Source organism: Paenisporosarcina sp. P4_B8 (genome assembly GCF_056402175.1).
This window is the reverse complement of sequence record NZ_JBFUHX010000006.1, coordinates 59,520-80,558: the sequence shown is the minus strand read 5'-3', so window position 1 is coordinate 80,558 and position 21,039 is coordinate 59,520. Positions and strand designations below refer to the sequence as shown.

Annotated in this window: 19 protein-coding genes, 1 pseudogene and 2 riboswitches; of the genes and pseudogenes, 3 read left to right on the top strand and 17 right to left on the bottom strand. The window is 39.0% G+C overall.

Going from position 1 to position 21,039, the window contains the following annotated elements; genetic code table 11:
* Positions 1–88: 88 nt before the first annotated feature.
* From AC1DSK_RS07745 to AC1DSK_RS07695, 11 genes are all read right to left on the bottom strand, one after another.
* Positions 89–385, bottom strand: coding sequence for a putative quinol monooxygenase (locus AC1DSK_RS07745; RefSeq protein WP_477547404.1), 297 nt, complete (start codon positions 383–385; stop codon positions 89–91).
* A gap of 38 nt (positions 386–423) precedes the next feature.
* Positions 424–1,059, bottom strand: a complete 636-nt coding sequence (locus AC1DSK_RS07740) for a nitroreductase family protein (protein WP_342543002.1) — start codon at positions 1,057–1,059, stop codon at positions 424–426.
* A 43-nt stretch (positions 1,060–1,102) separates the two neighbouring features.
* Complete coding sequence (locus AC1DSK_RS07735) at positions 1,103–1,543, bottom strand: MarR family winged helix-turn-helix transcriptional regulator (RefSeq protein WP_477547403.1); 441 nt, start codon at positions 1,541–1,543, stop codon at positions 1,103–1,105.
* 240 nt (positions 1,544–1,783) lie between these two features.
* Positions 1,784–2,704, bottom strand: coding sequence for a patatin-like phospholipase family protein (locus AC1DSK_RS07730; RefSeq protein ID WP_477547402.1), 921 nt, complete (start codon positions 2,702–2,704; stop codon positions 1,784–1,786).
* A 243-nt stretch (positions 2,705–2,947) separates the two neighbouring features.
* Positions 2,948–3,586 carry a thiamine phosphate synthase gene (gene thiE / locus AC1DSK_RS07725; protein ID WP_477547401.1) on the bottom strand — a complete coding sequence of 213 codons (639 nt, stop codon included), beginning with the start codon at positions 3,584–3,586 and terminating at the stop codon, positions 2,948–2,950.
* The gene (thiD, locus tag AC1DSK_RS07720; protein WP_477547400.1) at positions 3,576–4,400 is read right to left on the bottom strand and encodes a bifunctional hydroxymethylpyrimidine kinase/phosphomethylpyrimidine kinase; all 825 of its coding nucleotides are present in this window, start codon (positions 4,398–4,400) and stop codon (positions 3,576–3,578) included. The genes thiE and thiD overlap by 11 nt, the downstream gene beginning before the upstream one ends.
* Entirely contained in the window at positions 4,397–5,152 is a 756-nt protein-coding gene (thiM, locus tag AC1DSK_RS07715) for a hydroxyethylthiazole kinase (RefSeq protein ID WP_477547399.1), read from the bottom strand. The genes thiD and thiM overlap by 4 nt, the downstream gene beginning before the upstream one ends.
* Entirely contained in the window at positions 5,142–5,822 is a 681-nt protein-coding gene (gene tenA / locus AC1DSK_RS07710) for a thiaminase II (RefSeq protein ID WP_477547398.1), read from the bottom strand. Before tenA ends, thiM begins: the two co-directional genes overlap by 11 nt.
* Before the next feature lie 68 nt (positions 5,823–5,890).
* A riboswitch (TPP riboswitch) is annotated at positions 5,891–5,987 on the bottom strand.
* Positions 5,988–6,051: 64 nt separating this feature from the next.
* Positions 6,052–6,150, bottom strand: a riboswitch (TPP riboswitch).
* Positions 6,151–6,269: 119 nt separating this feature from the next.
* Entirely contained in the window at positions 6,270–6,707 is a 438-nt protein-coding gene (locus tag AC1DSK_RS07705; protein ID WP_477547397.1) for a GNAT family N-acetyltransferase, read from the bottom strand.
* A gap of 62 nt (positions 6,708–6,769) precedes the next feature.
* Positions 6,770–7,312, bottom strand: a complete 543-nt coding sequence (locus tag AC1DSK_RS07700; protein ID WP_477547396.1) for an AAA family ATPase — start codon at positions 7,310–7,312, stop codon at positions 6,770–6,772.
* Positions 7,313–7,480: 168 nt separating this feature from the next.
* Entirely contained in the window at positions 7,481–8,743 is a 1,263-nt protein-coding gene (locus AC1DSK_RS07695) for an erythromycin esterase family protein (protein WP_477547395.1), read from the bottom strand.
* A gap of 218 nt (positions 8,744–8,961) precedes the next feature.
* Here AC1DSK_RS07695 and AC1DSK_RS07690 point away from each other — a divergent pair, with 218 nt between their 5' ends.
* Positions 8,962–9,663 (top strand): hypothetical protein, encoded by a 702-nt coding sequence (locus tag AC1DSK_RS07690; protein ID WP_477547472.1) that lies wholly within the window; start codon positions 8,962–8,964, stop codon positions 9,661–9,663.
* A 471-nt stretch (positions 9,664–10,134) separates the two neighbouring features.
* On the opposite strand, the gene AC1DSK_RS07685 is transcribed toward AC1DSK_RS07690, so the two are convergent.
* From AC1DSK_RS07685 to AC1DSK_RS07665, 5 genes and pseudogenes are all read right to left on the bottom strand, one after another.
* Entirely contained in the window at positions 10,135–10,674 is a 540-nt protein-coding gene (locus AC1DSK_RS07685) for a 2'-5' RNA ligase family protein (RefSeq protein ID WP_477547394.1), read from the bottom strand.
* 89 nt (positions 10,675–10,763) lie between these two features.
* Positions 10,764–10,913, bottom strand: a pseudogene (locus tag AC1DSK_RS07680) (alpha/beta fold hydrolase); the annotation flags it as partial.
* Between the two features lie 5 nt (positions 10,914–10,918).
* Positions 10,919–11,314 carry an NUDIX hydrolase gene (locus tag AC1DSK_RS07675; protein WP_477547393.1) on the bottom strand — a complete coding sequence of 132 codons (396 nt, stop codon included), beginning with the start codon at positions 11,312–11,314 and terminating at the stop codon, positions 10,919–10,921.
* Positions 11,315–11,430: 116 nt separating this feature from the next.
* Positions 11,431–12,024 carry a kinase gene (locus AC1DSK_RS07670; protein WP_477547392.1) on the bottom strand — a complete coding sequence of 198 codons (594 nt, stop codon included), beginning with the start codon at positions 12,022–12,024 and terminating at the stop codon, positions 11,431–11,433.
* A gap of 78 nt (positions 12,025–12,102) precedes the next feature.
* The gene (locus AC1DSK_RS07665) at positions 12,103–12,825 is read right to left on the bottom strand and encodes a hypothetical protein (protein ID WP_477598152.1); all 723 of its coding nucleotides are present in this window, start codon (positions 12,823–12,825) and stop codon (positions 12,103–12,105) included.
* A gap of 213 nt (positions 12,826–13,038) precedes the next feature.
* Here AC1DSK_RS07665 and AC1DSK_RS07660 point away from each other — a divergent pair, with 213 nt between their 5' ends.
* Together AC1DSK_RS07660 and AC1DSK_RS07655 are read left to right on the top strand one after the other, a co-directional pair.
* A complete protein-coding gene (locus AC1DSK_RS07660; RefSeq protein WP_477547390.1) occupies positions 13,039–13,923 on the top strand; it encodes an EAL domain-containing protein in 885 nt (294 codons plus the stop codon).
* Between the two features lie 292 nt (positions 13,924–14,215).
* On the top strand, positions 14,216–15,169 hold the full coding sequence (locus AC1DSK_RS07655) for a GGDEF domain-containing protein (protein ID WP_477547389.1): 954 nt from the start codon (positions 14,216–14,218) through the stop codon (positions 15,167–15,169).
* A gap of 260 nt (positions 15,170–15,429) precedes the next feature.
* Here the strand turns inward: AC1DSK_RS07655 and AC1DSK_RS07650 are convergent, their stop codons facing one another.
* Positions 15,430–20,934 carry an S-layer homology domain-containing protein gene (locus tag AC1DSK_RS07650; RefSeq protein ID WP_477598150.1) on the bottom strand — a complete coding sequence of 1,835 codons (5,505 nt, stop codon included), beginning with the start codon at positions 20,932–20,934 and terminating at the stop codon, positions 15,430–15,432.
* Between the last annotated feature and the right edge of the window lie 105 nt (positions 20,935–21,039).

The following is a 21,039-nucleotide window of genomic DNA, read 5'->3' as shown; positions in this document are numbered from 1 at the left end:
TCGTTCGTCATTCATTATGCAAGTATAGTCACAAACACAAAAAGACACCTCCAATCTATATTACTGGAAGTGTCTTTTTGCCATCTTATTATTTGATTCTTTCATTACCTTCGTAGATTTTCACATTCAAAGGTGCGGCTAGATATTCTGCAGCTCTACTTGAAAAGGAAGTGAAGTGATCACTTTTGTTGTGACTTTCGACAGCGTTCAAATCTTGCCACACTTCGACCATCGTGTATAAGTTTTCTTTCTCTATATCTTTCATTAAGTCGTACGAAACATTTCCACTTTCAGCTCTAGAGGCTGTGATTAGTGGATGAATTTCTTCCAAAAATGCTTGTTCTTTTTCTACTTGCACTTGAAATTCAGCATGAATAATAAACATCGATTCAGTTCCTCTTTTCTGATACTTGACTGTTAGCTTTATTTCCATTCAGTGATGGCATCCACAGGTAGACGGACAGACTGATACCCTTTATCTATCGCTTTTCCAATCGAAATTAGCATAACGGGATAGTATCGCTCTTTGTCCATACCAAAAGCTTCAGCAATTTGGTCCTTTTCATAACCACCTATTGGATTCGTGTCATAACCGTGAGCTCTTGCTGCGAGCATCAGTTGCATGGATACTAAACCAGCATCAATTAAGTTCATTTCCTTCAATTGTTCCGGTGACATGGTTGAAACCAATCCTTTGATAGCTGGTAGCTGTGCATCTCTGACTTCAGCTGGCATCAGACCTTGTTCCACTGCTTTACCGTAAATGTCGTCAGCATAGTCGATGCTGTTCATATCTGCAAATACGGCAATCATTGCAGCAGATGTTGCCACTTGGTTTTGATTGAATTTGGCCAGGGGAGCCAATGTCGCTTTACCTTCTGGGCTATCGATGACAACAAAACGCCAAGGTTGGAGATTAACGGATGAAGGGGCAAGCGTGGCAGTTGTTAGTATTTCAGTCATTTCCAGTCTTGTTATTTTCACAGTTGGATCATAATTCCGGATGGAACGACGTCCTGTTACGATTTCATTAAAGTCATTTATAAGTGTATGGTTCATTTTTCATTCTCCTTTATATTTATACTAGTTTGTCTTATTGCGACTACTCATTTGGATTAATATTTTTGACGTTGTCTTGTATCCGTGTCAGCATTTCCAAAAGTAAAGAGCGTTCCTCTGCATTGAATCCAGTTAAAACCTTCGAAATGAATTGCTGTTTCTCTTCTTGGTAAGCAACAATACTTTCACGACCTTCTTCCGTCAGACGATTAAACGTAAATCGATTATCTGCTGGATTCTTACGTCGTGTGACCATTCTCTTTTCTTCCAATTGCTTTAAGTGCCTCGTTACAGCTGCATGATCTATATTCACTTCTTTTTGAAGCTCCGTCTGACTGATTTCATCCACTTCAAACAACTTGTTCAACAAATCCAATCGGGATTGACTGATGCCTGTACAGCGCTCAAACTTCGGGCTTGTTTGCTTATTTATCTCATATAATCGATAGACAATTTTTCCTTCATCTGAACATGAGTTGGACATAAAACCACCCCTTTAATGTTTGACGGGTCAACAATTGACCCATCAACTACTATAATACGATGCATTATTAAAATCAACTAATTGAATCGTTTAATAACTCTTCTTCTTGAAAACTGCAATTATATCCAGTGATTTTTAAGGTTATAAGCAAGAAAAACCCCCATTCATCCAAAGAATAAAAGGAAGGTTTTTCAACTATTTTGAAAGCAGGTCGTTAATCGAAACTCACAGATATTAATACTAACGATTTGAAGTTTGAAAGCTTCTTCCATGAATTGGCGGTGTCCAAGATTTCAGAAATTGCTCGGTTCGACTCCGTCCTCTTTCAATCAGAGCCTCTCTCTTTTCTTTACTAAGATCAAAATCTGTAGTGTTAACATCATCTACTGGTATGAAGATAATATCTTTCTCATGTTTCCTGGAAATGTACCTTTCATCATGTGCATTTTGCATCGTTGAAAAAAGCGCTTCGAATAAATTGAGTCCATTGTTGATTTTATTTCCTTTCGATTCGTGGTGGCCACGACTGATTTTCAAACCAAGAACGGGTCGTTCCCTATTTCCATCTTTATCATCGAATAACCACAAAGGAAAGTTACTCAATACACCTCCATCAACAACAATTGTCTCCCCATTCTTGACTTTCAAAGTGACTGGTCCAAAGAAAAAAGGGATGCCACAACTCATACGTAAAGCACGGGCAATGGGGAAGGTATCCGCTGATAGCCCATAACTTGCCAAGTCATCTGGAAAAACAATTATTTTGCCATTCGTCAAATCAGAAGCCACGAGCTTCAACGTACCATCCGGTAAATCACCAAAAGAATATACCCCTTTTGCCGCCAATTTTTCCATGAACCAGTTTTCCAGTGCATTGCCTTGGTACAGTCCCATGTGCCAATACAGGAAAATCCATTTCATAATTGGTAATGGAACGATTGATTTTCGTGCATCAAGTAGGGTTTTGAAATCTAAATCACCCAGCAGCTCTTCCATTTCCTTACCCGTGTATCCAGCAGCAATAAAGCAGGCAAGAATAGCCCCTGCACTTGTTCCCGCTACTCGTTGAAAGCGATATCCCTTTTCCTCCAATACTTGATATGCACCAACTAATGCAAAATTTTTCAAGCCTCCTCCAGAAAACACCCCATCTATTAACATGCTTACGCTCCTTTTTTCAAGTCGTTGTCTTACACTGTAATAAGAAAGAACGCAAATTAGAACTTAATTCGACAATGACTTGTTGAGCAAAAGCGTATTAAAAGAAGTGAAAAGCCTTCCCCGCTAAAGTTGGGAAGGCTTATTCATGTCTTCGTTTAATGTATTGGGGCAACTTTTCGAGCTATTGGGGCAACTTTTGGTGTTATTGGGGCAACTTTCCCCGTTATAGGGGCAACTAACCAATTATCTCCTAATTCCACCTTTACTTAATATCAAGGAAACTACTGCATGACGGTCCTGACATTGACAAATCGCTGAAATGATCGCCACTCCGTCGGCACCTGCCTGCAGCGGTTCGTGTGCATTCTCAGCTGTGATTCCTCCAATAGCGACGATTGGGAAATCGGGAAGTAAACTTCGGGCTTGTCGCAAGAATGTGGGACCTGCTGGAGCCATTGCATCAGATTTCGACCTTGTTTCATATATCGGACCAATCCCAACATAATCCGCACCACCTTCGATGGCATCTTCTAGCTCTTGTTGGTTATGCACGGAAACTCCCACGATTCGTCCCGTGAACTTTTCTCTTATTTCCGTAAGGGCGATGTCATCCTGCCCTACATGCACCCCATCTGCATGCAATTTTATCGCTAATTCCACATCGTCATTGATAATGAATGGTACCTTGTAAGATTTGCATATTTCCTGACACTGCCGAGCAAACCCTTCCAGTTCATCCCCTTTCAACGCCCCATCACCTTTTTCCCTCAACTGAAACATCGTTACGCCAGCCTCCAACGCTTCCTTTAAAACAACCAAGGGATCTTCCACACAGTTGGGTGTACCCATTATGAGGTATACTGCCAAATCTTTACGGTTCAATGATGGTCACCTCACAAATTGCTTTTAATTGCTTATAAGCGAAATGGTTGGTCGGTCCGTGTCCATGGCCGATACCAAGAGGATTCTCGAGAGCCAGCTGGACAAATTTTTTCGCTTCGACCAAAGCTTCCTTCAAAGGAATTCCTTGTCCCAAAAATGCAGTCAATGCGGCAGAAAACGTACAGCCCGTTCCATGTGTATGCTTGGTGTCGATACGAGCAGATACCATTTTGAAGCTTGTCCCATCGGCCATAAAGACTGTATCAGTTGCCGTATCCCTTTCTTCTAGATGACCGCCCTTCATGACCACGCAATTGACACCCATTCCCAAAATCTCTTTAGCTGCTCTTTGCATATCCGACTCCGATTGGATTTCCAAACCGGCCAGCACCTCGGCTTCTGGAATATTTGGGGTTAATACTGTTGCAAGTGGTAAAAGTTTAGTCTGTAAAGCTTCCACTGCTTCATTCTGCAAAAGATTTGCCCCTCCTTTGGCAATCATCACGGGATCAACGACAAGTTGCACATTTTTTTCTCGCAAATTATTTGCTACTTCTTCAATGATTTCTGTTGAAAAGAGCATGCCTGTTTTGACTGCTTGGATGGGCATATCCTTAAAGACAACATCTATTTGTTGTGCCACGAAATCGGGTGATGCTGGAAAGATCCCTTCTACACCCAGCGTATTTTGAGCAGTCAGCGCTGTAATCGCGGACGTACCAAATACGCCAAGTTCCTGAAATGTTTTCAAATCGGCTTGTATACCGGCTCCGCCCCCACTATCCGAGCCTGCTATCGTCATGACAATGTTCATTTTCCTTCACCTTTGGAATAGAGATGCAAAGCATTTAGTACTTCAGTCTGGAAAGAACCAAGAAGTTGTGTCTGAGACGATGTTTGCTCGGATATTTGTTTATAAGCTTGAAGGAGATTGCGTAAGTTGAGGAGGGCCTCTCCATCCAAACTTAAAGCCGCGGTGCAAATTGCACTCAACAAACACCCAGTACCGGTTATCTCTGTCATTCGTTCATGCCCGCCAGTTATCCAAAATTCTTTGTTTCCATCGGTTATATAATCCGAAGCGCCGGTCACAGCTACGATACAATTCCAATCCTTCGCTACTTGCTTGGCAACGTCCGCGATGTCCATGTCGCCTTCTCCACTGTCCACTCCTTTTGACTGCCACGAAACACCTGCGATTGCAGCCAGTTCACCTGCATTACATCTGATTAAATTAAACCGAACTTGTTCCAGCAAATCCCTAACTGCCTGTTTGCGAAATGATGTAGCTCCTACGCCTACCGGATCCAAAACAACGGGTGTACCAAGTTCATTCGCTTTTTTACCAGCCAGAAGCATCGCTTCTTGCGTTCGTGTATTGATTGTGCCGATATTAATTAATAGAGCCGAGGAAATGGCAACCATTTCTTCTACTTCTGATATTTCATCCGCCATGACCGGTGACGCACCGATTGCTAGCAACCCATTCGCGGTAAAGTTCGCCACGACATAGTTTGTCATGCAGTGAACGAGAGGCTTTTTTTGACGTATTTGTTCAATAGGCATAGACTTTCACCTCGTTTTCCCAGTTCTCAAGTGTCCAAGGCATTTCCCAGAATTTCCACTCGTAATAGCAGCTCTTAGCAAAATGACCTTTCAGCACACTTCTCTTATTCGGATTTTCCTCTGCATATCGATTCATCATTTGCATTTGATGCTCGATTTTTTCTTTGTAACCTGGTGCACTATACATGGCAATCCAATCTTCATAAGCTTTGACACCTGGTTTAGCGTCTTTATACTTCTCCCCGATTTCCTGATAGAGCCATGGACAAGGGAACATGGCGGCAAACGCTTCTGCTACATCCCCGTTATGAGCTGCATTGTACATATGCGATACGTAGTTGTAGGCAGCCGGAGCAGGTTCAAAGTGTGCTTCCATTTCCTCCGTAATACCGAGCTCTTTGAAAACAGTTCGGTGCAAATCAAGCTCGGCTTCATTGATGTAGCGGGCAGATTCTAAAAAGAATGCTATGTCTTCATTCGTTTCAGCCTTCGTGGCGGCAATCGCCAGCACCTTTGTGTAGTGCTTTAAATAATAGGCGTCCTGCATCATGTAGTACGCAAATTTCTCAAGTGGCAATGTCCCGTCCACCAGTCCCATTACAAAGGGGTGATCAAAACTGCCTTGCCAATAAAGATCCGTTTCTTTTCGTACTTCTTCACAAAATGTCATTACTAGTCCTCCTTCTTTGGATGGACGCAAGTGCAAAAAACGCCCTTTTGCGTATGACAAAAGAGCGTTTCTGATGAAACATTGCTCCCTACGTCAGTGTTAACTGTCAGGTTCCAAGGGTCAGGTTTTAACCTTCTCAACTAAAAAGTCCCCCCGCAATTAAAATATTGAATTAGAAACAAAAAAGCCCTCCATAATGGAGAGCTACAGTACAAAACAAAAGCGTTAAACCGCTATGTACTTTGCTCCCTACGTTCGTCTTAACGAACAGGTTCAAAGGGTCAGGTTTTAACCTTCTCAACGCCAATGCGTCCCCCCGCAACTATTTTAATTACTTACATACTAGCACACTATCAGGAAATCTCAAGAATAGTAGTGAGTAATTTCAGTTTCCATCAAGAATGAAAAAACCCTTCAACTCCTTCAAAGAACTCATTTCATCATCGTTTACAATTTTTTTCTGAACGAAAAACACCATTTATCATAATCCATTCTGTCTTCATAGAATCTATGAGCATCGGTTCTTTGGATTCCCGATTCCAGTGCTACATATTCGGCACCATTTTCTTTTGCCCACTCATGTATGAACTCCAACAATGTCTCTCCATACCCAAGCGAACGTTTAGAGACGTCCGTAACTAAATCATAAATATAAACGTGACGGCCGCTATAAAAATTCGTTCTCAAGCTTACGCCTGCCAAAGCTACGATTTGATTTTGAGCAAATAAGGCAAAAAGTCGATATCCGTCTTGTGTCATTTGCCCGAGCAAATCATGAAAAGACTCCATCGTCAAATCCAATCTTAACTGTTTCATTAGTGGAAATGCACATTCGAATTGTTCTGGTTTGGTTAGTTCTAAGATTTTATGGATTGAATCATCCATCGTCATTCCTCCGTCAAAATTAGTTTCCGTCACATGTCCCCATGTACCACAAAAGTCTTCATCTATTTAACAGCTTCTACTATTTTTAGTTTTTCCTTTATGGTTTGAACAATCGTATGTACTGGGACATTCTCCGTGTTGATGTAATCTCCAAAATAATGTTCTTTATATGCTTTCAGGCATTTGAATGTTTGTTGGAAACACCAATTTCCTTCTTCTTCCCCACGTTCCCTAAGTCTATCGAAAATAGTTTCCTGATTTGCTGTTAAACAAAAATGGGTTGTTTGTTCATCAATCTTCTTAAATCCATCGAATATGTAATTAAAATATTCTACTTTCCGAATAGTCATTGGAACAATTAAGTTCACTTTATACTGTGCGATTAAGTGATCAGCTACGGTAACGGTTAATTGTTTCCAAAGCTCCAAATCCTGAAAATCTCCTGTTTTTGCTTCAAGAGCCATAACATCTACTGGGAGAATTTTTCCTAACAAACTACCTATTTCTTCCGGATCAAAAATCATACTATTTTCGACTTCTTTCTGTAGTTCATTGGAAACAGTGGTCTTCCCCACTCCAAATGCTCCATTTATCATGATAATCATTCGTCCACCAGTCCTTTTCCTTTAGTTTCATCCTTCTACAAGCATTAAATATTTCTTAAGTTGTTGATTGTACATAATTAATTATTGTTACATTTTACCATTATTTCATTATTGAATTAAATAACGAAAACAAAAAAACACCGCAAATGCGGTGCAATTAGTGAGTGATTATGGATTGTCATGCTCAATTGGAGTAAGGGCTTTGGTTTCGTCCAGATAAATGAAAGCGTCGTAGCGACTTCCCATTTTTGAAGATACATAATTCCCGTAAGCCTCGAACTCAGGATTATAAACCACACCAATTGCCCGATGACCAATCCATTCATCAAACAGGTGGCGATTGTCATCATCGAAAATTAATAACTTATTAAATTCACCAGCTGCATGCATAGCGTATTCCCATGATTTTTTCATAGCTGGTGGCACGACCATTATTTCATATGGGTTTGCCCACTGGTCAGCTGCGATCACTGTTCCCTTGTATGTGCCAAACCCGACAGCGAAGACATTTTCTTTTCTGTTCTGCAGGCGGAGAATTTGGCCAACGTTCACCATGCCAGCCGCTTCCATATCCGTTGCGGAAGCATCCCCGATATGGGTGTTGTGTTCCCAAATGATGATTTTTGCATCGTTTCCATGATAGTCCATGACTTCGTTTATCACTTCAACCATATGCTCATCACGGACATTCCAGGAGATGTCATCACTCCGGACCATAGCTCGGTAATATTCTTCAGCGTTTTGTGCAACCATTGCATTGATTTTTAAGTTCAAATCGGCTTCCTGTACATCATTATAGTTATCTTCATGAACGCGTATAGACTTTAGTAGCTTAGTCACTTCATCGATACATGCTTCCGATATATTCACCGAAGACATGGCATACGTTTCAGGATGTCGATTAAAAGGTTCAAAGCACGCGAACGCTTTCCTGGCCAGATCCAGATCCTCACTTTCTGGATCTGTCTTGCTTAAATAAGTGATTACTTCGTCCAATGATTCCCACAAACTGTAGACATCAATTCCGTAAAAACCTACGTTTTGACTACCTCCACTTTTGGCATTGTGTTCCTTGAGCCATGTGATAAAGTCAGCAATTTCCTCATTAGCCCACATCCATGTTGGCCAACGATTGAACGCCTTTAACACATCTTTTACATCTTCTTTTTCTTCTAAGAACCCTTTAATATAACGATTAACTTGTTGGCTGGATGGCCAATCACCTTCAACAGCAATAAGCGTGAATCCTTTTTCCTCAATCAACCTTTTTGACAGTTCAGCACGAATCGAATAAAACTCTGAAGTACCATGGCTTGCTTCTCCCAATAGAACGATTTTCGCTTCGCCGATAGCTTCTATAATAGGTGTAAAATCATCTTGTGTTTCAAAAGGAATAGCATATTTTTTAATGGATTGCTCTAGAGAATTCATTGAAACACTCCTTTTTCAGTTGAGTTTAAATTTCCTCTGATATCTATTCCTGAAATTTAACTTTCTATATCTATCATTCTAAATTCCCCAGTTTTCCAACCTTTATTCTTAAAAAATCATTTAATTAAAAAAAGGATATAAATGGCATGCAACAAATTCATGAAATGGGAAAAGATAAAAAATTGAATGAAGAATATATTTTAAGGGGCGGGAATAGCATGTCGATGGAATGGTTTAACCGAGTAACAGCAGAGCTGCAAGATCATCTGAATTCGCTTTGCGATGAATACGATAAAGTCGGTCAAATGACGATTGATCAAAGTGCCAAACATCCGAGAATTGAATTTTTCGTCGAGACGGAAGATGATGACAGGGAGTTTTTCTGTACCCTCCTCTTTGATCCACATAACGAAGAATTTTACATTGAAACATTTGATTTCGAATATGAAATGCAAGCTCGGATTATTTTGCCAGATATTGAAGACGTTATTGACGCCGTTCACGAAAGCTTCCATTCTTTTATGAACGGAGATAGTGAAGCGTTTTATGTGGATGAAATAGATGATGAAGATGATTATGTATTGGAAGAAACTTATGTAACAGATGAAGATGAAGACGGTGAAGAGTATTATGTAGATGAAATTGTACATGATGATTATGATCCTGAAGAGGTCGGCGTTGATTGGGAATCTCCTGAAGTCACCGCATTTCATATAGAAGATGAAGTAGAAATCACCTATCAGTTTGGACTGGTTGGGGACACGGGTCACGGCGTCCTCAAAAGAGTCAACCGTTATTGGCTGGATGACGAGCTCCATAAAGACGAAAGCATCTTTACGTTTTCTAAAGAAGAGGCCAGCACAATGATTGCAATGATTGCGAGCCATATGGACTCGATGACTGAATATAAAGAGCTTTAAGCTTCACTAATAACAGGTATCTGGGAGAATACTTCCGATACCTGTTTTTAATTTGCTCGTACAAATCCTCTCATAAGCCCGCGTTGTTAACATACCCTCTAATACGATTTTTGGAATTAACATTTACTTATCACCTAACTTTTTTGAATAAACTTCAGGGATGATTGAAAAAATAATTATGCCTAGTATCACAGCGAAAAATATATTTCTACTAATCCCTCCGAGTAATAGTAGTGATGTTAGAATTACTAAAAATAAGATTCTCCACCCAATAACAAATTTGTTCATTTTGACACACCCCCGAGTGTTGTTATTCCTTATTTAAAAAAATCACTTTTTATCTTATTTATCTATACTCACTGATTAGCTCGAATTAGAAATACTTTCCACATTAATTATTCAAAAGGTGAAAAATATACTAATTTTATTGCGGCATCTATAATTACTAAATTTTACCACAAAAACAGAAATTTAGTTCACACCATTTAATGGGATATCTATATACTTTTTATATTTATTTGTTTCAATCTCTTGATAAACCCTTACAAATTTAACATCAAAAGTTGGAAAAGGACTAAGTTCTTTTTCTGCTAATACTTTCATATCTATAAGATCTATTTTTGATAAACCATAATTTGCTTTCCCCAAAGTCATATGTGGTACAAAGTCGTCCAGCTCAAAATACTGTTTAATTAATTCGTTGGAAGGAGAAATTTCTCGAACTATAGTTTTATGTAGTTTATATAATTCATGGGAATTTGCACTTAAATAAAGAATGTCATCACCAAAGAACATTGGTTTATCCAGTGTAATTTGAAAGGGTTGAAAGTTATTACATACTTTTTCAACTCTACTTAGCCACTCTTCATCTGGGGTTAATCCACCTTGTGCTTTTAGAGTTATATGTGGTTCCACAACATTTGTAATCAGATTATTTTTCCACTTATGCTGAAAATCTATTAGTTTCATTTTGTATTCATCTGAAGGTACAATCCCAATAAAATATTGCAATAATATCACTCCCTCTATTTATGATCTTGAACTAAATCCCCCGGGTGTTGAACAAGAAAACTAAAGACAAATTAGCTATTAATCATTAGTTCCTGGAATTCCGATGACATGGCTGGAAGAAATCTTTCCCTATAGTCTTCAGAAGTTGAATCGACCGACACCATTCCTGCAACTTCGTTTGGAAATCCAGAAGCAAATAAGCGCATGTTGACGCCACCAAAGGAATGTCCTACCAAAATGTCGTTTAGTTGAAAATTGATTGTACTGTGACAGCAACCTCTTTTGGCTTAACGTCAATGTAAGATAATTTTTCTATTTCAACCCATATTGGCAAATATGTACCTCTATCTCGATTATTATCAGTGTATTCTTCTCCTTGTCCAGTACCAAAAATCCCATCGAGTATTTCAGCTAAGAAAAAGTATTGTGTACCGTTACAGTCCACCTTTGCAATACACTTACTAACGTTTACTATTACACCTAACTCCTCAAAGGCCTCTCTTTTTGCAGCTGTTTCAGGATGTTCACCTTCTTCAATCCCCCCTCCAGGAAAAACATAGTAAATTGAACCGTTCCTAATACGTTTAATCAGCCCAACTTTATTATTTTCTACAAGAATAACCGAAGCTCTGTCTCTCAAAATTATCCTCCCTATTTCTTACAGCCATTAAATTAAAAGAGCTCTATTTTGAGCTCAATATATACCTCAAGGTCTTTAGTGTGAAAAGTGTATTCCTTTAAAAACTAGATTCCCATTTAATTTTGAAATACTAGATCTGCTTGCTTCTTTGGGGATTCTGTATCCAAATAATACTCTTCTGCTTTCCAGTATCTATTTCTAAATTTCTCGATATTGATTTGTGTCACATCACTTTCACGGTTATATCTTATTTCTCTCGGACAATCCAAATAAACTAAATAATCGTAGAAACTTCTCCACTCTTTTCGTTGTAGAAATACTCCTTCAACGATAATTAGACAAGTTTCAGGTAATCTAACTACTTGTATATTGTGTGTGTCAGATTGATCATCATAAGTTAGTAAGTTTAGTTCTTCAGACGTTTTTAGTTTGATGAACAAATTCTCTTTTAACCACTCAGTATCCCATTGTAAATGGTAGTACTCATACCACTCTTCATAATCGGTGTCGTAACGCCTTTTTTTCTCCACAATGTAGTCATCTAAATGGAAAATGCAGACTGGGATATTTTTTTCTTGTAGCTGGTGTTGAACTTTTTTTACAAAGGTTGTTTTCCCAGAACGGCTTAATCCATCTATTCCAAGAACGACTCTTTTACCTTTTTCAACGGGTGGAATTTCATTTAATAGAGTAAGTATGTAATCTTCCATGCCAGTCCCCCCTAATTCAAGTTTTCAATTTAGGTTAATCCATATTTCACAAACCTTCCTCGTTGGTTCAACAAAGAATTATTTGCCTGTTTTGAATGCAGTTTCACTGATAATTAAACTAAGTTGCAATCGGTCTAACCATTTTTCGGTATCACTAATAATCCTAGAGATTCCATTCGTTTCTTCGTGATATTCTAAGCCATCCACAGAACGATAGTCTACATCTAATTTTGCGATTCGAAGTGCGATCATTGCCCATTCTGCATCTGTCATCTTTTCTTTCGAATTTCTGTTAATATATTCAGCACTTTCCTGGGAAAAAGAACAAGAACCAGCAGTTATATCAACTTCTATCCCTAACTCTAAAGAACAGATTTTGTTTGTAATCTTCTCTGTTTCAATCCATTCTACAGGGTGTGTTTTCATTGCTCTTTCAGTACGACCTAAAATTAAATAATCGTGATTTGGAATGTCTAATACTATGTTTTTTAATTCATCTAAATGGTTCTTTCCCCAAGTTAATATTCGGTCAAAGTCACAGTAATGGTAATATTCACTTTGACCCAATAGCCCAAACTTTAATGCTTCTCTACGTGCCTTGGCTGCACCTTCTTTGGGTATAATTTTCACATTAAACTTGCTTCTTTCCATTTCTTTAATTAATTCAATCGACGATTCATCACTAATCGTAATAAAAAGCTCAGAATAAATACCTTCAAATTCTTTTTGTAACTCATTAAATTGCTTAATATTTCTTCCTCTGGGATCGTGAGTAACTGTCAAGAGAGCTATTTTGGACACGTTTTTCACCTCGATTATGTAAGTCTTACTATACCAATTCTCCTAAACTACCTGTTTTCCTTTTTAAACCAATTTTATTCATCGCTTTTATGAAGACGTGCTATAAACCCTAAATAGCTAGAAACTTTTTACAATTCCTTAATACTCAAGAAATATTGCATCGATATACTATATAAAAGTAAAAAAATAGAACGCGATGTTAAGGGAGATTAAATGAAGATTAACCAGATGAGTACGATGTTTAAATATTTACGATATTTACATAATAACCATAATTTTGTTATTCAAGAATTTAAAAAAAGTGAAGAGTTTAAGGGACTTATAAGTAAGCAAAAGATAACAACGGTATTTCAGCCAATTTTATCTCTTGTGGAAAATGAAACCATTGGATATGAAATACTGAATCGTCCTGAAATCACATCCTTGTTTCCAACAACAGAAAAATTTTATGATTATGTGGGTCAAAGTGATAACGTCTTTATGGTCGAAGCCTTTTTGCGCAATCTATCACTTGAGAGATATTCGGAGCAGTTAGAGCACTCGCAAGAGTATAAAAATCGGTTGGTTTTTCTTAATATTCAACCACAAGTACTAACAGATTCGGCATATCGAAGTGGAAAAACGTTGGAGCTATTAGATAAATATAATCTTTCTCCTAGCCAAGTTGTATTAGAAATGACGGAAAAAGACGCCGTGATTGATTATAATCGATTTGAAAAAATAATAGAGAATTATCGTCTACAAGGATTTAGAGTTGCCGTGGATGATGCAGGAACCGGTTATAATAGTCTCAAAACGCTTGCATATTTAAAACCTGAATTCATCAAGATTGATAAGTCGCTGATCCGTAATATTAACATTCAACCAGCTCAACAACAGTTAGTCGAACTTCTGGTCGAGTTTGCACTGCAATCCAAAACCGACGTTATTGCAGAAGGCATTGAAACATTGTCAGAATTGGAGTTTATTCAAAAACTTGGCGTTCGATTTGGACAAGGTTATGCATTAGGAAAACCGAACCCTCTATTAAAAAATGGAATAGTACCCTTAACTCAATCACCGATTGTCACACCTGCACATTTATATCGCGCTAAATGAAATTCTAAATAAGTACAGATTAGAAAAAACATACGTATTTCCTTTTTTGAATTCAACATAAACACCCCTCACATCATTTTTAATCAGATTTTGTGAAGGGTTGTTTTTATACAAAAATTAACCCAATATATTCCTTTATATAAACTAAAAGAGCTATTATAGTATAGGTAATATGTTTTACGTTTTTACCAATTGAACTTAAAAGTATTTATTACCTTCTTTAGTTTAAGTACAACTCTTACCACAATGTTCAAGTGAATTTAAGACAAAATTACTAAATATGGGGGTTTATATGATTGCTTATATCGGAGATATTGCTAAAGAAATACCTAAGGTACCTTTTGGAACGCCTTGTCATCAGGTGGACCAAATTTTTCATAATGATTTAAGTCTGCAAGGCATTGTTATCACTGAGCAAAATTCAGCTACAGCCTTAATTACTAGAACTAATTTTTATCAAAAAATGGGTACACAATATGGTTATAACCTTTACATTAAGAAGCCTATTGAAATATTAGCCAATAATAATCCATTGATTGTGGACTTTTTCACTTCTATTGTTGAAGTCAGTAAGTTAGCGATGGATAGATCCGAAGAAGAAATATATGATGACGTAATTATACAATTAGACGATATAATCGTCGGTGTAGTGAGTATTAAAAGCCTTTTAATGAAAGTTTCTGACATACAAGTTGAGTTTGCTAGTTATTTAAATCCCCTGACTAGACTGCCAGGAAACATTATTATTAATCAAAATCTAAACAAAGTTTTGGAGCATAAAAAAGAGTTTAGTCTTTTATATATAGATTTAGACCGTTTCAAAGCTTATAACGATTATTATGGCTTTAAAAAAGGAGACGAAATTCTTCAGCTAACTGCAGACCTATTAACTAACTCCCTTGATAATAAAGAAAGTTTTTTGGGTCATATCGGAGGCGACGATTTTATTGTTCTCTTTAACCATTACTTCTATGAAGATTACTGTGACAGAGTAATCAATGCATTTGATGAGCAAATCAAAAAGTTTTATACCAATGAGCATCTAAAAGAAAATTTTATCTATACCACAAATCGTGAGTATCAAATGGAAAAGATTCCGTTAGTTTCTATATCGATTGCCGTCGTTACAAACGAGAATGAAGAATTTACCTGTGTTGAAGATATTGTCTCGGAGGCTACTCGATTAAAAAAAATATGCAAAATGAAAAGTGAAAGCTGTTTCTACGTCAAACCAGTATTAGTCTAAGAAATTAGAATCCATGCAAAAAGACACCGCCAAAAATTCTCTGAATGATTGGCGGTGTCTTTTTGCAATTTTATTGACGCTTTTTTATTTCTTGATAATGGCTACGAAATCGCTAGGCCATGTTTGCTCCTAGCCCACCAGCGAAATGTGCAAAGAACCTCTTCTGCGAAAAAGAGGACGAATGGTATCCCAACCGTGTCCTTTTACTTGCTGATGATACATGAGCCAAAGAAGTGCGGAAGCCTTTTGATCTTTATTTATTATTTTTCAACAGATTCAATTTTGTCGAGCATGCGATATAAAACTACCGCCGTTTCCGCTCTTGTCGTTTGCTTTTTAGGATCGAACGCTCCGTTTGATCGACCATTGATTAAACCCAGTTTACTTGCGTTGCTTACTGCCTCTTTCGCATACATACTGATTTTCGAGTCATCCTTGAATTTGTCTTTTTGAGGCAAATTCGTCGTCAGTTCTGGATTTGAATAGTCAATAGCACGCATCATCATGGCCGCCATTTGCTCACGTGTGATATCTGCGTCTGGATCGAATGAGCCGTCGTCCTTACCGTTTACGATACCCATGCGATGAGCCGCTTCAATTTGTTGGGCTGCCCATTTTTTTGAAGCTGGGACATCTTTGAATGTTCCCTTATAGTCTTCCAAAGGCACTTGCAGCGCTCTTACAAGAAGGACGGCGAATTCAGCACGTGTCAATTTTTGTTCCGGTGCAAATAATTCAGCTGTTTTTCCTTCTGTTATAAAGCGTGAAGCTATTGAGTCAATTTCTTTATTAGCCCAGTGCTTGGCAGTATCTTTKAATGCGACCTTTGCAGACATGACCGTGAACATGGATGGATTCTTGGTTGAAACGGTCCAATAGCCATTCTTCTCATGTCCGCCAGCATAAACCCACGCGTTCGTTCCATTGTCGTAATAGACTGCTGTCGTTCGATGTTTATTAATAGTTTGAGCTAACTTCAGTTTCAGTTCGACTGGATACTCAAGTGAGTCAATCTCTTTATCTCCTGCCATTAAAGCGATGTCTACAATATCAGTGTAACGAGTGCCAGTTGGAAGACCGGCCTCTTTTTCAGCCTTAACAGTTGAAATAATCGAGATGCTGTATTGATTCTGCTGCAATTGTTTCGCAGCTTCAACTGGCAACACAACTTCATGACCGTTCTTCGTCAAGAAACGTAGGGGTTTGTCCGCAATGATTGCATTGGATATTACTTGTTTTGGAATGACCCATTTCGCGCTATCGGAAGTTGGTATTTGGTCAAAAGTCCACGAATCATTCGTTTTTGTTATTTGGCCTTCATTTACGTTAAAGATTTGTTCATCTGTAACTGGTGGGATAGGCGCAGGAGAATTGTCGTTTCCACCGTTGTCACTTTCTTGGTTACCTGTTGTGAACACGGAAACATCAGAGCGCATTTCTCCGCCAAATGAATCCTTCACTTGAACATACCAGCCATGTTTAGTCGAACGTTCGAGATTATTCCAATTTACTTCCGCAATCGAACCATCCGTGATGTTTTTAACTTCACCGATTCGTTCAGTCGTGAATACTTCTGCCTTGAACATATCTGTAGCAACAACTTTTTCTTTCGGCGTCAAGTCCGTTTCAATCGTGAATTCATCTTTTCCAGGATAATCTACCGGATTGTAGTAGTTATACTGATCCAAATAAGGCGAGTAGGTCTGCATCTGGATGGTGTTTTCAACCGGATTTACTTTCATAAGACGCAGGAAGCCTTGTCCGCCCTCAGGTCCGCCCTGATAATCGGCTAGCATTTGATACACTTTCCGATCGGCTGTACCGTCCATGTCATCATCGATTTCGTCGATCAGTGTTTCAGCGTCATGGTAATGACCTGACAATACCGCAATTACGTTTTCATTCTTCTTGACTACATCGTTGAATATTTCTTCACCGATTGGGCTTCTGTTGCCGGATACCAATAAATATTCATGGAAGGAAAGAATGGCTTTCTTTTCAGGATACTTGGCTAGGACTTCATTCATCCATGCAATATCCTCTTCATTCACTCCCCAGCCCATATACATCATAATAAAATCATTTCCGTTTGAACTTATCAGATCGTAATGGCCACGGTTGTCTTTATAGGATACCCCATAATAATCCTTTTCCATAAATCTTTGTTCCCCGAAGTGTTTACTGTATTCATTATAGTCCCCTGTTTTGTGACCGACATCATGATTTCCTGCCAATACACCGTAAGGAATGTCTGCATTGTCAAGCGTGCCCATGAATGTATCCGCGCGCTCCCACTGTATCGGCTGATCGGCTTCATCGACCAAATCGCCTGTATGGAAAACGTATTTTAAGTTCAGGCTTTGTTTCGCTTCGGCCATCCATTTCGTCATTCTTTCGAAGATATGTGGGTAGCTTTCGGAATAATATTGTGTATCCGACATCCAGATGAACGAATAATCGAAATCCGTCGTGGACGCAATTTCATCCTGTACCATCACTTGTACTTTTCCGTCCTTGACAAACTCTTTCCCGTTGACGGATCCATGTAAAGTGAAGTTCTTGTCGTCTTTTGCAACTTTCCATTCCTGCAGTTCCCATAAAGCATTTACATGATTCCAAACGTACATTGATACTTTACGGCCGATTAGTGATTTCCCTTCCCAGTTCAGGACGATTTCGTCATCTTCATCAAGCTTTTCCCCTACAGCAACTTCAAATCGATGATACGGGAATTTATCCAGTGAAGTAGTTTCAATGTACTCTCCGTCCACTTTGGCCATTTTATCTTTTGCCGTGACAACGGATTCACCTGCTGGAATTAGCTCTTTAGGCGGTTCCCGGTCTGCACTGTTTTCAAACACTGTGATTTCCTCTGCATCCGCTTCAAACTTGTGTCCTTTATAAAATGAAACATTCAGCTCATCCTTTGTAGGGTCCGTCACTTTCACTTGCAGTTTCGTCTCGTTCGGGTTGACGTTTTCCGTACCGTCTACTGGAGAAATGATTTCCGGCATGTATGGTTTTTCTTCCAATACGGTAAAGTGAATATCTTTTTGTACTTCATTCATGGCAACATCTTTTGCCGTGAATGAAACTGTATGTTTGCCTTGTGCCAATTTTGCGGATGACGTCTCAAAAGGCAATGTGATTTCTTCCCCATCCAGCAACGCAGTCACGCTTTCAACTGCAGAGTACTTATCCTCAACCTCTGCCTGAATTGTAAAGGCACCTTTGTATTCCTTTCCTTCTTCAATCGAGGGGGTAATGATTGGTGCACTGTTATCGATAATAACTTCAGCTTTTGTATTTTCTGCATCCTGCGCTTCGACCGTATGCGCTCCTTCAGTTTCTGCAGTTGTGTCCCAAGCGTAGGCTTTTGCACTAAATTTCTCATCCGGCAGATGGAAGCTGAAATCGATTACCGGCTTGGCACTCGCACCGTCTCCGACCGATAGCTCTTTTTCGATATCTTTGTATTGAGGATCGTAAAGAGTGGTACCATCCGCTAAAACTAATCGTACATTTTTGACATAGAAGTCATCGCGATTTTCTTCTGAATTTGTATCGAAAGGAGACACTTTTGTACCTGCACGTATCGATATTTTGGTATCGAGCCCTTGCGTAAAGTGATCAGGATCCACCGGTATGGTCAAGGTTGTATAAGTGTTAATTGTGTCATCGAAAATGTGGAGCGTCTCATCACCAATCGTGACCCCGTTTTTAAAGTATAGATTGACATTTTTCGCATCAAAGGCGAAGTAAGCCTGTGTTGGTAGCGCAGGTTTGGTTTCGCCCGTGACATCCTTTTGATTAATTAATAGTTTTGAATCCTTGCCATACGTTTTCAGCAAAACCGTTTTACTTAAAAAAGAGCCATCTTCCACGTTCAATCCTGTTACAATCGAATCGTCGTTTAATATTTCGATTTGCTTAACATCCGAAGCCACTTCATTTGTGCCATCTGATACCTGAACGTAATAACTTAAGTTCTCCTTCCCAAGTAACTCTGGTGAAGCAACCGTATGAGAATAAACAGTAGAATCGTAGGTTTTGGTTAAATCGACAATACGATATTCGTCGGTTTCATTTGTTCTATAGAAAAGACGCACCGTTTTGACCATGGACTCATCCGTTACATCGAATGAAAGATCAAGATTTTCGTGTCCTGACGTCGGGATAGCTTCAGTCAAATCGCTGATTGAAGGCGCTGTTTTGTCCTCAGTAAAAGTAACCTTGGCTTTTGGTATCTGGATTGGTGATAGGCTCCCTGGTGTCGCATTTTCCAAGCTGTGGCTATATTTTTTCATGACAGTGGATTTGCCATCTGAAGGGTACGTGTATAAAATGCCTTTGTTCGCAGCCACGTCATCTACATCCGGCTGGTCGTAATAATAGGCAGATGAAATATCAATGCCTGTATTTGTTGCGATGGCCAAACCGCGATGACTCGAGTTGGCCATTCCTCCAGATTGGATTTCCGCGATGTCTACATTTTCAATCAAGTTCACATTGTAAATTTGGTTGAAATCAGCCACAGTCTTTTCTTGATTGCTCGCATTTTTAATCCAATAGACGATGGTTTTGCCACTAGGCAGGATAATATCCTCTTTATCTGCTTTCCATATCAAGTCCGCTTCCGGACCTTCCGCTGGATAACGATAGCGAATCTTGTAATCTTTCAAGTTAATGGCTTCTGCCGAATTGTTATACACTTCGATAAACTCATAGCCATCCAGTGATCCAACATTCGTCGAGTCTGGAACGAGCTCTGTCACAAGAAGTGCAGGAACATTTTGTGGGTTAACGTCCATACCTTCAATCAACACTTGATAATCTTCTGTCCTGGATGTATTTTGCCCATCAAATGCTTCAATGCGGTAGGTTACTTTGTTCGTCAATATTTCCGATTGGTCGATTTGGGTTTCAAACGTATTTTCTTCAGATGAACCGACCATATCCTTATGAAGCCAACTGCCATTATCCGTCAGTTTGTAAAATAGTTTTACGTTTTCGAGTTTTGTTTCATCCGTAACCACTGCTTTGATGTTAACTGGTTCACCAACCGCCACTTTGTCGATCGCTTGATGTGCAATGACAGGTGCTGCTTTATCCTCAACTATTGGGTCTGCAGGGGCTTGTCCCGTGATCAATCTACCTGGGGTCGGTGCTTCTGAAGACGTAAGAATGTCCATAGTTTTCCCGTCTTCCCCGGCTTTGTATTGAATACCTTTATTCAGGCCGACATCAGCTTTCACATATTTTGCTGAAGTGAAAATATTGTTGGACGTATCCGCAACCGATATCGTTCGCTCATCAGAGTTTGCCATTCCATCCGACTCGATGTAGGTAAACTGACTTTCCGATAACTGGGTATTGAATTCAGTATTGAAATCTGCAAGAGTCAGATTCGTATTTGCTTTATTTTTGACCCACACGACGAGTGTCTCGCCTGGAGCAATCGCTTTGTCTTCATTAAATGTCCAATCTACCATTTTCCCATCTGGATATCCGTAGACTAACTTGTAATTCTTTAAATCAATTGATTGGGTGCTATTGTTATATAGTTCGATAAACTCAAACGCATCCGTTGACGTATCAGCTACATTATTGCTGTTAGGCAACAGTTCCGTAATGAGGATTGGAGAGAATGCTGCGGCCTCAACATGTGTTTGGCTATTCTGCAATAACTCGGTTGGTGAAGGAATTACCGTGGAAAATGTTAAACTACTCATCAACGCTATAGGCACCAAAAATTTCTTGTTCATCTAGCAAAATTCCTCCCAAGTAAATTTATTCCATCATCAGTTTACGGGAGAATTGTATGTGCATTATGAAGCAGAAGTAAAAGCTATGTAAATAAATAGATAGAA